The sequence below is a fragment of the Streptomyces sp. NBC_01508 genome, assembly GCF_045040315.1.
In the GTDB taxonomy this organism is placed as follows: Bacteria; Actinomycetota; Actinomycetes; order Streptomycetales; family Streptomycetaceae; genus Streptomyces.
Genome location: NZ_CP109419.1, coordinates 1334122 through 1347021 on the forward strand (window position 1 = coordinate 1334122; position 12900 = coordinate 1347021).

Consider the following 12900-nt stretch of genomic DNA (forward strand, 5'->3'; position numbering starts at 1 on the left):
CGTCGGGCGTGCTCGCACCGCTTCCCGTGAAGATCCTTTGGGAATTGCCCCTGTCGGGGCCGGCGCCACCCGAAGTGTCCGGTACGGCACGGCGGTCGGACGGCTTTCGGGAACAGCGGACGGGGACAGCGCTCATCCCCGCCGCGGTGACCGACGACGCACCCGCCGCACGCACCATGAACGAGAACACTACCGCCCTCTCGGTTGCCGATCTCCCCTTCCCCACCCCTGTGTTGGGCCACGCGGCGGTGGCGCCGCCGGGCGCTTTGAGGGGGCGCGGAGCGAGGCCGGCTGTCCGGCGCGGAAGGGGAGTTCCGCGCCGGGCAGCGGCCGGACCAGGGGCGCGCGCCGGGCGTACGAGGGTGGCCGCGGGTGACCGGCCGGACGGCCGGCCCTCGGAGCGAGGCGGGGCGGACGGGGCGCGCGCCGGTTCAGCCGATCGTCACGCGGAAGATCTTGTCCGACCCGGCAGGCTCGCCGCCGTTGCCGTCCGCGTTCGTCGTGGAGAGCCACAGCGCGTCGGCGCCTGGCACCTTGGTGACGCCGCGCAACCGCCCGTACGTGCCGACGTAGTGCGCCTTCGGCGTGCCGACGTTCCCGTTGCCGGCGTTGATCGGGATCCGCCAGAGCCGTTCGCCGCGCAGCGACGCCATGTAGACGGCGCTGTCGACGACGGCGATCCCGCTGGGGGACGCCTCGGCGGTGGTCCAGGTGGCCTTCGGGTTGGTCATCCCGGCCTCGGAGCAGTCGCCTTCGCAGACGGGCCAGCCGTAGTTGGCGCCGGCTTCGACGAGGTTGAGTTCGTCCCGGGCGTTCTCGCCCAGCTCCGCCTCCCAGAGCCGGCCCTGCGGGTCGAAGGCGATGCCCTGCGGGTTGCGGTGGCCCAGGCTGTAGACGTGGTTGCCGAACGGGTTGCCGGGCGCGGGTTCGCCGTCCGTCGTCATCCGCAGGATCTTGCCGTTGAGCGAGTTCCTGTCCTGGGCGAGGGCGGTGTTCTGCGCGTCGCCGGTGGAGGCGTAGAGATAGCCGTCGGGGCCGAAGGCGAGCCGGCCGCCGTTGTGGTACCTGTTCTTCGTGATGCCCTTCAACAGGGGTGTGTAGCCGGTGAGTCCGGTGCCGTCGTAGCTCATCCGGGCGATCCGGTTGCCGTCGGACGAGGTGTGCGAGAAGTACACGAAGTGGTTGGTCGCCCAGTCCGGGTCGACGGCGACGCCCATCAGGCCGCCCTCACCGCCGGTGGTCTGGGACTCGGGTACGGAGCCGATCTCGGCGCGCCGCCCGTCCGGTGTCACCTTGAAGACCTTGAAGGTGTCGCGCTCGGTGACCAGCGCCGAGGAGTTGTCGGGCATCCAGTGCATGCCCCACGGGATCGAGAAGCCGGTGGCGACGGTGGTGATGTCCGTCGGCTCACCGGCCGCGCCCGCGGCGGTGGGGCCGGCGGTCGCTCGGGGCTCGCCGGCGCCGGCGCTCTGGACGAGTCCGGCGACGAGCGCGGCGGCGGCGACCGTGGCCGCCGCTGTCCTGATGAGGGTCTTCGTCGGCCTGCTGCCGTACATGGATTCCTCCGGAGGGAGTGGGGGGTGGGAGGCGGTGGGAGGCGGTGGGAGGCGGTGGGAGGCGGTGGGAGTGGTGCGGGAAAGGAAGTTCTAGGGGTGACCGGGCGCGGCTCCGTGGTCCTTGGCGCCGTGGCCCTCGGGGTGGTCCCGGTAGACGTACGGGGGCGCCGCCCCGACCGGGAGGGGGTCGGGGCCTCGCGGGGCGTCCACCAGGTCGCGTACGAGTGCGTGGTCGGGAGACAGACGGCAGGCCGGGTCCGTCCGCGCGGCGTCGCCGGTGAGCGCGTGGGCCTGGCAGCGGCAGCCGCCGAAGTCCTTGGTACGGAGGTCGCAGCTACGGCACGGGTCGCTCATCCACGCCTCGCCCCGGTAGAGGTTGAAGGCCCTCGACTCGTGCCAGATCCACTCCAGGGAGTGGTTTTTGACGTTGGGCGCGTGGAGTCCCGGCAGAGCGGCGGCGGCCGGGCACGGGTACACGGTGCCGTCCGGCGCGACGGTCAGCGAGACGGCGCCCCAGCCGCCCATGCAGGGCTTGGCCGTCCCCTCCACGTAGTCCGGCACGACCCACACCAGCTCCAGCCGTCCGGCCAGGCGTTCACGCCACCGTTCGACGGAGGCCATGGCCCGGGAGATCTGCGCGCGGTCGGGCAGCAGGGCGTGCCGGTTGCGCAACGCCCAGCCGTAGAACTGGGTGTTGGCCAGTTCGATGCGCTCCGCTCCCCAGGCGAGGGCGAGTTCGACGAGTGCGTCCAGCGCGTCGAGGTTGGCGCGGTGCAGGACGACATTGAGGCCGAGCGGCAGGTCCGCCGCACGCACGAGCCCGGCCGCGCGTTCCTTGGCGGCGAACGAGCGTGCGCCCGCGATGAGTTCGGAGGCGGCGGGGTCGGCGTGCTGCACCGAGAGCTGTACGCTGCGCAGCCCGGCGTCCGCCAGCGCGGCCAGCCGCTTCTCGTGCAGGCCGACGCCGCTGGTGACGAGCTGGGTGTGGATCCCGGCGCCGTCGGCGGCGGCGACGATCTCGGTCAGGTCGCGGCGCAGCAGCGGTTCGCCGCCGGAGAGATGGCTCTGTACGACGCCGAGGCCGGCGGCCTGGCGGAACACCCCGGCCCACTGGTCGGTCGTCAGTTCGCTTGCCCGGCTGACCAGTTCGACGGGGTTGGAGCAGTACGAGCAGTGCAGTGGGCAGCCGTGGCTCAGTTCGGCGAGCAGCGCCCACGGCGGGGCGGGCCGGTTCGGTTCCGTCACTTGACCCAGCCTTCCGCGCGTAACCGCCCGAGAAAGGCCGGGACTTCGTCGGCGACGGGTGCGCCCGGGTGCCGTGCGGCGAGGGTGGCGACGATCGCGCCGACGTCGTTGACTCCGTCGCACAGGCGCAGGATCGAGCCGGCGCCGCCCTGGAGCACGACGACGCGCTCGGGCAGGACGAGGAGGTCCGTGTCGCGTACGCGGTCGTAGCGGAACACCACCGACCGGGAGAGCACCGGTTTCCAGGCGGGGTCGGGCGGCGAGTGCGGCGGCGGTCCGCTCGTCATGGGCGCTCCCCCGCGCCGTGGTCCCCCGCCACCGCGCCGTGGTCCCCGGCCCCGTGGTCGACCGTGCCGTGGTCCCCGGCAGCCTGCTCCCCCGCCACCGCGCCGTGGTCGACCGCGTCGAGCAGGGACCACAGCACGTCGCACTTGAAACGGAGCGCGGCGACGGCCGCCTCCTGTTCGCGCCGGGTCACGGCCCATTCGAGGACCAGGGCGAGCGCTTCCGCGCTGTCCCGGCCGCCCTGTCCGACGCGGTCGCGGAAGTAGCCCAGCCCGTCGGACTCGATCCACCGGTAGTGGAGTTCGAACGCCTTGATGCGGGTGCGCATGATGCCGGGAGCCGCGAGTTCGGTGAGGGAGGCGGCGACGGCTTCGAGCGGGGAGCCCAGCCGGCAGAAGTTGACGTATCCGTCGACCGCGAGCCGTACGCCCGGCAGGACTTCCGCGCCCGAGCACAGCCGCGCCCGGTCGATCCCGGCGGCCTCACCGAGCCGCAGCCAGCGCTCGATACCGCCCTCGCCCTCCACCGGGCCGTCGTGGTCCTGGATACGGCGCAGCCAGGAGCGGCGCAGCGCGGAGTCGTCGAACTTGGCGAGGATCAGCGCGTCCTTGACGGGAATATGCCGCTGGTAGTGGAAGCGGTTGATGATCCAGCGGCGCAACTCGGCGGGGGTCAGGGCGCCTTCGTGCATCCGTACGTTGAACGGGTGGCGGTCGTGGTAGCGCCGGGCCGGAACGGCGCGCAGCCGGTCCGTGAACTCCAGAGGGCTCCACGGCCCGTCGGTGCGGGTCGCTGTCGGGGCGGCTGTGCTCACAGCTCGATCACCATTCGGTCGGCGGCGACCTCCAGGCCCCACTCCCCGAGCAGCGTGTGCTGCGGGGCGTCCGGGTCGCCGAGGGGGTTGGTGTTGTTGAGATGGGTGTAGAGGCAGCGGGCGCGCAGCCCGGAGAGCCGGCGCGCGGTGCCGCCCGGTCCGGCGATCGGCAGGTGCCCCATGCCGGTGGCGGTCCGGGTGGAGATGCCGGTCCGTACGGGTTCGTCGTCGTCCCAGAAGGTGCCGTCGACGATCACGCAGTCGGCGGCCTCGACGGCGTCCTGGAAGGTGTCGGTCCAGCGGGCGAGTGCGGGCGCGTAGACGAGACCGCGGCCGGTGTCGGTCTCGCGCAGCCGTAGCGCGACCACCCAGGTGTGGTCGTCGTCGGTTGCGCCGGTGGCGGTGTCACGGGCGACGGCGTAGCGCGGGCGTTTGGGCGAGACGGGTACGGCGTCGATCTCGACGCTGCCGCTCGGCGTGAGCGGCATGGGCGCGCCGCCCAACTCCCGCCATGCGACACGGGTGTACGGGGCGAGGATGTCGTCCAGGCGCATGAGACCGGTCAGGGCGCCGTGGACGGGCCGGGTGGCGAGGACGTCGAAGCCGGCTGCCTCGCGCAGCCGGGCGATGCCCAGGGTGTGGTCGAGTTCGGCGTCGGTGAGGATCACTCCGGCCACGGGTGTGTCGCGCGGTCCGGCGCGGCCCGGGTGCAGTGCGGGGCTGTCCTCGATCTGGTCACCGATGTCGGGGGTCGCGTTGACGAGATACCAGCGGTCCTCGTCGGCGCGCAGGGCGAGTGAGGCGTGGCGGCGGCGCCGGTGCGGGTGGGCGCGTGCCCCGGCGCAGCCGGGACACGCGCAGTTCCACTGGGGCAGTCCGCCGCCCGCCGCGGTGCCGAGCACCTCCAGCAGCATGGCGGCGGGGTCTACCGGTCGGTGAGGGCGTAGGCCGTGACCTCCAGCGCGGTCTCGACGACCACGAACTCGGGGGTCTGCCAGTTGATCGTGCCTTCCGTGGGCTCCTGCGCCGATTCCTGTGAGTCCTTCATGAGCCGTTGACTGCCTTCCTGAGATGTGGGGGTTCAGGGAGCTGATTCAGGAGTGACTTCTCGATGACGCACGGTGGTGCGGGACCGCTGAACGCGCAATCGAACGCCCATTCATATGAGTGTCCGGCGTTCAGCCATGTGCAACAGCGTTACGTCTTGGTGGAACCCGGTCAATGGGTCGGACCGCATCCCATCCGACCACACCCCGGCGCGCGCCGGGGGCCGTCCGCGCGTCAACTACGTCGTGCGGGTGGCTTTTTCAGCCGTCCGAAGCGGAAGCAGCCGGGCCGTCGTCAGCGGGAGTGATCCTGATGACCATCTCGGGACGGTCCCACATCACCGCGGGCGGGTTCGCCGCCACCGTGCCGACGCGTTCCGCGCCCACACTCCGGTAGAAGCCCTCGGCGGGCGGGTGCGACACCACGCGCACGGCCGCGACACCCGCGGCGCGCGCCTCCTGCCTCAGGTGCCCGACCAGCCGCCGTCCGACACCGAGGCCCTGCGCGGCGTCGGCGACGAACATCAGGTCCAGCTCGGGCGGGGCGAGCAGCAGGGCGTAGAAGCCGAGGAGCCGGCCGTCCGGGCCGGTGGCGAGGAAGACCCGGTGGGTCTCGATGTAGTCGGGTCCCACGCGGTAGCCCGCGATCATGGGTGCGTACGGGCCGTCGTAGGCGCTGGACGCCTGGATGAGCCGGGTCAGCCGCTTGCCGTCGCGCGCCGTGGCCCGCCGGATCGTGACGGCCGCCGCGTCGCGGTCCGCCGTTCCGTCCGCCGTTCCGTCCGCCGGACGGCCGATGGCGGTAATACGCGAGGTCATGCTCCGAGTATTACGCACTCGGCCCGGCTGCCCGGACGGCGGCCTCGCCCGGACCGCTTCTGACGGCACAGCACACGGCGCACCGCCCCGCAAGAGCGCGACCCTGGCCGATTCCGGCCACGCTGAATGGTGTCAACTCGGTTCCGGACGAACAGATTCAGCCACCGAGCGGACGAACGCAATTCGCACGTACGCCGCATAAGGCCCCACCGCCAACAGTGGCGACGGCCGGCGCATCGCGACGGCCCCGGCCGGCGTGCGGCAGCACACACCGCTCATACCGGGTGCCGAACTCCCCGGGCAAACCGTGTGTGTCCGTGATGTGACCCGTCGCAGCCCCCGGCATACGGGCTCAAAGCCGTTGCCCCACCGGGCGTTTTCGGCCCGTATCGCACGCCGCGCCCCCGCTCCCGTTCGCTTTGCGGTAATCCGCGGACTATGCGCGTGCAAAGGGGCCGCGGCGCCCCGGCGGAAGGCCCGGCCCGGGGTCCTGCGGCGGCAGGTGGCCGGGGTCCGGAAGTCGACCTTGTGTACGAGGCGTCCCCCGTCAACGATTCGATCCGTGCGGATCAAACAGGTCCGCGGCCAGCAACGACCGGCCACGGACCGGCGCACACGAACAACGGCCCACACCCCACGGGGCCGTGCTTTCCCCCCACCGATGGAGGATTTCGTGACCTTCAAGCGCTTCTCCCCCCTCAACGGCGTGTCCAGACGCGCTCGTGTCCTCGCCGTGTCGACCGGCCTCGTGGCAGCCGCCGCGCTCGCCGTGCCGTCCGCCGTGGCCGCCCCGGCCCCCGAGGCCAAGGTGACGGCGGCTCAGCTCGCCGACGCCAGCTCCGCCGTGCTCGACGCGGACGTGGCCGGCACCGCCTGGTACACCGACAAGGCCACCGGCAAGATCGTCGTGACCGCCGACAGCACGGTCTCGAAGGCCGAACTGGCCGAGGTCAAGTCCGCGCTCTCGGACTCCGAGGCCGGCCTGACGATCAAGCGCACCCCCGGCAAGTTCAGCAAGCTCATCGCCGGCGGCGAGGCCATCACCACCGGCGGCGCCCGCTGCTCGCTCGGCTTCAACGTGACCAACGGCAGCACCAACTACGCGCTGACCGCCGGCCACTGCACCAACATCGGCAGCAGCTGGTCCATTGGCACGACAACCGGTTCCAGCTTCCCGGGCAACGACTACGGCATCATCCAGCACTCGAACCCGGGCGCGGCCGACGGCAGGGTCTCCCTGTACAACGGGAGCTACCAGGAGATCACCGGCGCCGGCAACGCCTCCGTCGGCCAGTCCGTGCAGCGCAGCGGCAGCACGACCGGTCTGCACGGCGGCTCGGTCACGGGCCTCAACGCGACGGTGAACTACGGCGCCGACGGTGTCGTCACCGGCATGATCCAGACCAACGTCTGCGCCGAGCCCGGCGACAGCGGCGGCGCGCTCTTCGCCGGCACCACGGCCCTGGGTCTCACCTCCGGCGGCAGCGGCAACTGCTCCTCCGGTGGCACCACGTTCTTCCAGCCGGTCACCGAGGCGCTGAGCGCGTACGGCGTGTCGATCATCTGAGGCATCCGGTGAGGCATCCGGGAGCTTCGAGGGTGACGATCCTCTGAGGCTCTGCAGGACGCAGGGATACGTATCCCCGGCGGGCCGCGCCCATGGCGCGGCCCGCCGTCGTACGTCCGCGATCTAAAGTCCGGTGCCGCGGTCCCGGCCGACCAGGCCCGCCTCGTACGCGGCGATCGCCGCCTCGACCCGGTTCCGTACGCCCAACTTGGCCAGGATCGCGCTGACATGGGCCTTCACGGTGCCCTCGACCAAGTGCAGGCGTCCGCCGATCTCGGCGTTGGACAGGCCCGAGCCGACCAGCGCCAGCACGTCGTGCTCCCGCGCGGTCAGCCGCTCCGCCAGCGGTCTGACCGCCGCCGCGCCCGATCCGCCGGCCCGCAGCCCCGCGACGACTCGCGCCGCGACCTTCGGTGAGAGATACGCGCCGCCCCCGGCCACCGCGTGCACGCCCGTCAGCAGCTCCCTGGGGTCGTCCGCCTTGAGCAGGAACCCGTCGGCCCCGCCGCTCAGCGCGCGGGCGATGAAGTCGTCCTCGCCGAAGGTCGTCAGCATGACCACCGCCGTGCCGGGCAGCTCACGGTGGATCCGCTCCGCCGCCAGGATCCCGTCGAGTCTGGGCATCTGGATGTCCAACAGGGCGACGTCCGGGCGGTGTTCACGTACGGCGTCGACGGCCTCCTGACCGTCCCGCGCCTCCGCGACGACCTCGATCCCCGGATCCCGCGCCAGGATCGCCCGTACCCCGGCGCGGACCAGCGCCTCGTCGTCTGCCACCAGCACCCTGACCACGGGCGGAGTGTACCGAGCCGGGCCGCTCGGGGGTCCCCGACGAAAGTAGGGGGTGTGATCGCTGACGAAGGGCCGATGTGCGCGGGCAGCGGTGATTCGTACCGTCCGGAGATCAGGAACGGAACGGCGACGCAAGCACCGGAAGGACACGCACACTCGTGATCACCCTGAGAGGGCTGACCAAACGATACGGCGACACCCTCGCCGTCGACGGGCTGACGCTGGACGTCGCGGAAGGCCGGGTGACCGGCTTTCTCGGCCCGAACGGCTCCGGCAAGTCGACCACCATGCGCATGATCCTCGGACTGGACCATCCGACCCGGGGCACGGCTCTCATCGACGGCAGGCCGTACGCCTCGCTGCGGCATCCCGTACGCGAGGTCGGCGCGCTGCTGGACGCGAAGGCCCTGCACCCGGCGCGCTCCGCCCGCGCCCATCTGACGGCGCAGGCGCGCAGCAACGGCATACCGGTGCGCCGGGTGGACGAGGTTCTGGAGATCGTGGGGCTCGCGTCGGTGGCCCGCAAGCGCGCCGGGGCGTTCTCGCTGGGCATGTACCAGCGGCTCGGCGTGGCGGGCGCGCTGCTCGGCGACCCGCGCGTCCTCGTCTTCGACGAGCCCGTCAACGGTCTCGATCCGGACGGGGTGCGCTGGGTGCGCGAGTTGATGCGCTCACTGGCCGCCGAGGGACGCACGGTCTTCCTCTCCAGCCACCTCATGAGCGAGATGCGGCTGACGGCCGATCAACTCGTCGTCATCGGGCGGGGAAAGCTGCTGGCGGACAAGTCGATGGCCGAGTTCCTGGCCGGCGGCTCACCGGCCTCCGTGCGGGTGCGGGTGCCGGGCACCGACGACCGGCTCGCGCTGGTGGGCCAACTGACGCGGGAGGGCGTGGACGTGCGGCAGGCCGATGGGGCGGAACTGGTCGTGACGGGACGGACAGCCGGGGAAGTGGGCGATACGGCACACGGGTTGGGCGTGCGGCTGCATGAACTGCGCGCGGTCTCGGCCTCGTTGGAGCAGGTCTACATGGACCTGACGGCGCAGAGCGTGGAGTACGGGGCGGGGGCAGGATCATGAGCGGCGGGTTCGTCGGGGCGGTGGCCGCCGAGTGGACGAAGCTGTGGACGGTACGCGGCGCGTATCTGTGTCTGGTCGCGAGCGTGCTGCTGATGGGGGTGTTCACCTTCTACTACGGGGCCATCGCGCGGATCAACGACCATGCCGTGCAGCCGGTCGGCAACGCGCCGGTGGCCGCCACCGTGCTGGTGCAGTTCGTGGTGGTCGTCCTGGCGATGACCACGGTGACGAGTGAGTACGCGACGACCGGCGTGCGCGCGACGCTGCTGTGGGTGCCGGTCCGCCACCGGGTCCAGCTGGCCAAGGCCGTGGTCACCGGCGTGGTGACGTTCGTGGCCGGGGTGCTGCTCGGGGTGCTGGGGACGGCGGTGGCGTGGGCGTCGTTCGACGGGTACGCGACGTTCGACGCCGGCTCGGCCCTCGGTCAAGTGCTGCTGCTGGGCGCTTACTTGGCGCTGGTGGCCGTGCTGACAGTGGGGGTGTCGTTCGCCCTGCGGGCACCGGCCGGGGTGCTGACGGTGCTCTTCCTGCTGCTCTACGGCGTGCCGACCATGCTGGTGGGGCTGGGCGGGAACACGCTGCTGACCGTGAACGACTACCTGCCGCACGGCGCGGGCACGCACGCGATACTGGCCGACGATGCGCCGTATCCGGCGCCGGTGGGCTTCCTGATCGTGACGGGGTGGGCGGCCGTCGGGCACCTGACAGGACGTCAGGTACTGCGGCGGCGCGACGTGTAGCAACGTGGCGCGGCGTGGCGTGGCTCGGCCCACGAGCCGCGTCACGTCGTCACCCGCCGCCCTACCCCGGCACGACGTCCTTGGCGATCAGCCGGGAGCCCGCGTAGCAGAGCCGGTAGACGTCCACCTGGTCGAGCAGGCTGCCGCTGGACCGGTAGAAGGCGCAGACGGCCCCGGCGGGCCGGGGCCGGGCCTTCGCGGAGTCGGACGCGTACGGGAACTGCCGGGCCGGCAGGACGTTCGCGAACTCGGCCCGGTCCTGGCCCACTTGGAGCCGGTCGAAGTCGGCGGGCCGCAGCACGCTGCCGCCCAACTGGACCGCCGCGTAGGCGGCGGACCCGAGGACGACGAGCCCGAGCCCGCCCGGCAGCACGAACGCGGCGGCGAACCGCAGCCCGGCCCGGCGCCGGGCCGCGGTGAGCTGTCGTACCGACTCCGAACCCGACTCCGAACCCGAATCGGACCCGGACCCGGACCCGGACCCCGGCACCTGGCCCGCCAGCGACCCCGGCACCTCCTCCGGTGTCACGTTTCTCGACCGGTCCGGGCTCACCCGGTCCGGCAGTGTCACGACGACCTCGAACCCGTGCCCGTACGGCGCCGCCCGCAGCGTCCCGCCGACCACCCGCACCCGCTCGCGCAGCCCGACAAGACCCCGTCCTCCGGACTCGGGCCGCGACGACGACAACTGCCCCGCGTCAGGGGCGTCGTTGGTCACCCGTACCCCGGTCCGCCCGCCCTCGTGCGCGATCCGTACCCGTACCGCTGCCCCGGGCGCGTGCTTGGCCGCGTTGGTCAGCGACTCCCGAACCACCCGGTACACGGCCCGCTCCACGAGCGGCGCGAGGCCTTCAGGCGCCGGGGTGCCTTCGCGTCGCAGGTCCACGACGACGCCCGAGTCCCGCGCCCGGCGCACCAGTTCCTCGACGGACTCGACGGACTCGGCGGTCGGCGCGGCGGCCCCGGCGGCCCCCTCGCCCTCGTCGTCGCGCAACACCCCTACGGTGTCCCGCAGATGGCCGACGGCGTCCGACACGGCGGCCCGCAACTCGCCCAGATCCGCCCGGTCCTGGCCACTGAGCGTGGGGGAGAGTTCCAGGGCGCCGGCCCGCAGCGCGATGAGGCTCAGTTCGTGTCCGAGCGAGTCGTGCATGTCGGCGGCGATCCGGGTCCGTTCCCGCAGCCGGGCCTGTTCGGCGACGAGCCGCTGCTGCCGCTCCAGGAGTTGCGCGCGCCGCCAGCCGCCGCGTACGAGCGCGAGCTGTGCCTGCCAGTAGCGGCCGAAGAGCCAGGGCACCAGCAGCGCGAGGGGCAGGACCGTCAGCGTCCAGTACCACCACACCGCGCCCACGCCCAGCGCGGCGCAGAGCCCCAGGTCGACCGCCAGGCAGCCGCCGAACACCAGCAGCGCGGAGCGGGTGGAGGCGGGTCCGGTGCCCAGCAGGTAGGCGGAGACGGCCAGTGCCACGACGTACGCGTTGGCCGGTGTGCCGGGGTGTGCGAGGCCGAGCGCGCACAGCGCGTTGACGGCGAACACGGCGGCCACCGGCCACCTCCGGCCGCCCGGGATCGCCACCGCGAGAACGGCGAGCGGCAGCACCAGTTCCAGCGCGACGGAGGATTCGGGGTGTCCCACGAACCAGACGAGCGCGACCCCGGCCAGGGCGGCCCACAGGGCGGCGTCACGTACGACGGGGCCGACCGCCGTACGCGTCTCGCCCGTCTCGCACGTGTCGCCTGTGTCGCCCGTCTCACTGTTCCCGCCCCACCACAGCACCGTTCGAGGCTATCGAACGAGGGCGGCCGGGGTCCCGTCCGATTCGTTCAAGACCGGGGCGGCGGCCCGCGCCTACGTTGGTCCCATGACTCCACGACTTGACGTGATCGGCATCGTCACCTCCGACATGGCGGCCTCGCTCGCCTTCTACCGCAGGCTCGGCCTGGACATCCCCACCGACGCGGACACCGCCCCCCACGTGGAGGCCGCCCTGCCCGGCGGCATGCGGCTGGCCTGGGACACCGAGGACGTCGTGCGGTCCTTCGATCCCGGCTGGACCCCGCCGTCGACCGGCGACCGGCTGGGCCTGAACTTCCTCTGCGACAGCCCCGCCGACGTCGACGCGGCCTACGCGGAGCTGACCGGCGCCGGGTACCGCGGCCACCTCAAGCCGTGGGACGCGGTCTGGGGCCAGCGTTACGCGGTCGTGCTCGACCCGGACGGCTGCGGCGTCTCGCTGTTCGCCAACGCCGCGTAGGCCCCGAGCGTGAGACCGGTCAGATCGCGCGTCTCCCTGGCGAGGTGCGCCTGGTCGGCGCAGCCCGCGACGGCGGCGGCCTCCGCGTACGGCACCGACGCCCGTACGAGCGCGAGCGCGCGCTGGAGCCGCAGGACACGGGCCAGGGTCTTGGGACCGTAACCGAAGGCGTCCAGGGAGCGGCGGTACAGCCGGCGGGTGCCGAGGCCCACGGTCTCGGCGACGGAGCCGACCGTGCGGCCCGCGTCGAGCCCGTCGACAACGGCGCGCAGCAGCGGATCGGGCGGGCCGGCGAGGGCGACGCGCCGCAGTGCCGCCGCTTCGAGGGCGGCGGCCGGGTCGGTGGCGGTGGCGACGCGCTCGGCGATGTCGCGCGCCTCGGGGCCCGGCCACAGATCGGTGAGGTCCACGCGGCGGTCGCGCAGTTCGTGCGCCGGTACGCCCAGGAGCGCGGGCGCGACTCCGGGCGCGAAGCGGACTCCGACGGCGTCGGGGAAACCGCCGCCGTCAGCCGGGAGCGCCGGCGTGAAGGCGCGGGTGTCGGGTCCCGCGACGGTCAGCCGGCCGCCGATCCAGAGCAGATCCATGCAGCCGTCCGGCAGGACGGGGTAGACGGGGCCGTCGACCCGTTGTGGCGCGGTCCGCGTCCATACGACGACGCCCTCGACCCGCGATGCCCGTTCCCTGTACACGCTTTCCAGG

The 12900-nt window shown here is 72.7% G+C and carries 14 protein-coding genes; 4 read left to right on the forward strand and 10 right to left on the reverse strand.

What is annotated here, in order from left to right:
- Positions 1 to 431: 431 nt before the first annotated feature.
- From OG700_RS06010 to OG700_RS06040, 7 genes are all read right to left on the reverse strand, one after another.
- Positions 432 to 1556 carry a PQQ-dependent sugar dehydrogenase gene (locus tag OG700_RS06010; protein WP_405609974.1) on the reverse strand — a complete coding sequence of 375 codons (1125 nt, stop codon included), beginning with the start codon at positions 1554 to 1556 and terminating at the stop codon, positions 432 to 434.
- A 90-nt stretch (positions 1557 to 1646) separates the two neighbouring features.
- Positions 1647 to 2801 (reverse strand): pyrroloquinoline quinone biosynthesis protein PqqE, encoded by a 1155-nt coding sequence (gene pqqE / locus OG700_RS06015; RefSeq protein WP_405609977.1) that lies wholly within the window; start codon positions 2799 to 2801, stop codon positions 1647 to 1649.
- Positions 2798 to 3088 carry a pyrroloquinoline quinone biosynthesis peptide chaperone PqqD gene (gene pqqD / locus OG700_RS06020; protein ID WP_405609980.1) on the reverse strand — a complete coding sequence of 97 codons (291 nt, stop codon included), beginning with the start codon at positions 3086 to 3088 and terminating at the stop codon, positions 2798 to 2800. The genes pqqE and pqqD overlap by 4 nt, the downstream gene beginning before the upstream one ends.
- Entirely contained in the window at positions 3085 to 3900 is an 816-nt protein-coding gene (pqqC, locus tag OG700_RS06025) for a pyrroloquinoline-quinone synthase PqqC (protein ID WP_405609983.1), read from the reverse strand. The genes pqqD and pqqC overlap by 4 nt, the downstream gene beginning before the upstream one ends.
- The gene (gene pqqB, locus OG700_RS06030) at positions 3897 to 4814 is read right to left on the reverse strand and encodes a pyrroloquinoline quinone biosynthesis protein PqqB (RefSeq protein ID WP_405609986.1); all 918 of its coding nucleotides are present in this window, start codon (positions 4812 to 4814) and stop codon (positions 3897 to 3899) included. Before pqqB ends, pqqC begins: the two co-directional genes overlap by 4 nt.
- Before the next feature lie 11 nt (positions 4815 to 4825).
- A complete protein-coding gene (pqqA, locus tag OG700_RS06035; protein ID WP_405609989.1) occupies positions 4826 to 4948 on the reverse strand; it encodes a pyrroloquinoline quinone precursor peptide PqqA in 123 nt (40 codons plus the stop codon).
- Between the two features lie 259 nt (positions 4949 to 5207).
- Positions 5208 to 5765, reverse strand: a complete 558-nt coding sequence (locus OG700_RS06040; RefSeq protein ID WP_405609992.1) for a GNAT family N-acetyltransferase — start codon at positions 5763 to 5765, stop codon at positions 5208 to 5210.
- Between the two features lie 673 nt (positions 5766 to 6438).
- On the opposite strand from OG700_RS06040, the gene OG700_RS06045 reads away from it, so the two are divergent.
- A complete protein-coding gene (locus OG700_RS06045) occupies positions 6439 to 7332 on the forward strand; it encodes a S1 family peptidase (RefSeq protein ID WP_405609995.1) in 894 nt (297 codons plus the stop codon).
- Positions 7333 to 7455: 123 nt separating this feature from the next.
- Here the strand turns inward: OG700_RS06045 and OG700_RS06050 are convergent, their stop codons facing one another.
- Positions 7456 to 8115 carry a response regulator gene (locus OG700_RS06050; protein WP_405621486.1) on the reverse strand — a complete coding sequence of 220 codons (660 nt, stop codon included), beginning with the start codon at positions 8113 to 8115 and terminating at the stop codon, positions 7456 to 7458.
- 167 nt (positions 8116 to 8282) lie between these two features.
- Between OG700_RS06050 and OG700_RS06055 the strand changes: the two genes are divergently transcribed.
- Positions 8283 to 9203 (forward strand): ABC transporter ATP-binding protein, encoded by a 921-nt coding sequence (locus OG700_RS06055; RefSeq protein WP_405609998.1) that lies wholly within the window; start codon positions 8283 to 8285, stop codon positions 9201 to 9203.
- Positions 9200 to 9943: an ABC transporter permease gene (locus OG700_RS06060; protein WP_405610001.1), complete on the forward strand. Its 744-nt coding sequence runs from the start codon at positions 9200 to 9202 to the stop codon at positions 9941 to 9943. Before OG700_RS06055 ends, OG700_RS06060 begins: the two co-directional genes overlap by 4 nt.
- A 61-nt stretch (positions 9944 to 10004) precedes the next feature.
- Here the strand turns inward: OG700_RS06060 and OG700_RS06065 are convergent, their stop codons facing one another.
- A complete protein-coding gene (locus tag OG700_RS06065) occupies positions 10005 to 11720 on the reverse strand; it encodes a sensor histidine kinase (protein ID WP_405610004.1) in 1716 nt (571 codons plus the stop codon).
- Positions 11721 to 11805: 85 nt separating this feature from the next.
- Here OG700_RS06065 and OG700_RS06070 point away from each other — a divergent pair, with 85 nt between their 5' ends.
- A complete protein-coding gene (locus tag OG700_RS06070) occupies positions 11806 to 12198 on the forward strand; it encodes a VOC family protein (protein WP_405610007.1) in 393 nt (130 codons plus the stop codon).
- Here the strand turns inward: OG700_RS06070 and OG700_RS06075 are convergent.
- Positions 12138 to 12899: a DUF6597 domain-containing transcriptional factor gene (locus tag OG700_RS06075; protein ID WP_405621488.1), complete on the reverse strand. Its 762-nt coding sequence runs from the start codon at positions 12897 to 12899 to the stop codon at positions 12138 to 12140. The two genes, OG700_RS06070 and OG700_RS06075, sit on opposite strands and share 61 nt — an antisense overlap.
- Position 12900: the final 1 nt, after the last annotated feature.

Bases quoted from the DNA above. Each gene is read 5' to 3' on its own strand.
- OG700_RS06010 (WP_405609974.1), bottom strand. From the start codon at position 1,556: ATGTACGGCAGCAGGCCGACGAAGACCCTCATCAGGACAGCGGCGGCC.
- OG700_RS06040 (WP_405609992.1), bottom strand. From the start codon at position 5,765: ATGACCTCGCGTATTACCGCCATCGGCCGTCCGGCGGACGGAACGGCG.
- OG700_RS06070 (WP_405610007.1), top strand. From the start codon at position 11,806: ATGACTCCACGACTTGACGTGATCGGCATCGTCACCTCCGACATGGCG.
- pqqA (WP_405609989.1), bottom strand. From the start codon at position 4,948: ATGAAGGACTCACAGGAATCGGCGCAGGAGCCCACGGAAGGCACGATC.
- OG700_RS06060 (WP_405610001.1), top strand. From the start codon at position 9,200: ATGAGCGGCGGGTTCGTCGGGGCGGTGGCCGCCGAGTGGACGAAGCTG.
- pqqD (WP_405609980.1), bottom strand. From the start codon at position 3,088: ATGACGAGCGGACCGCCGCCGCACTCGCCGCCCGACCCCGCCTGGAAA.
- pqqB (WP_405609986.1), bottom strand. From the start codon at position 4,814: ATGCTGCTGGAGGTGCTCGGCACCGCGGCGGGCGGCGGACTGCCCCAG.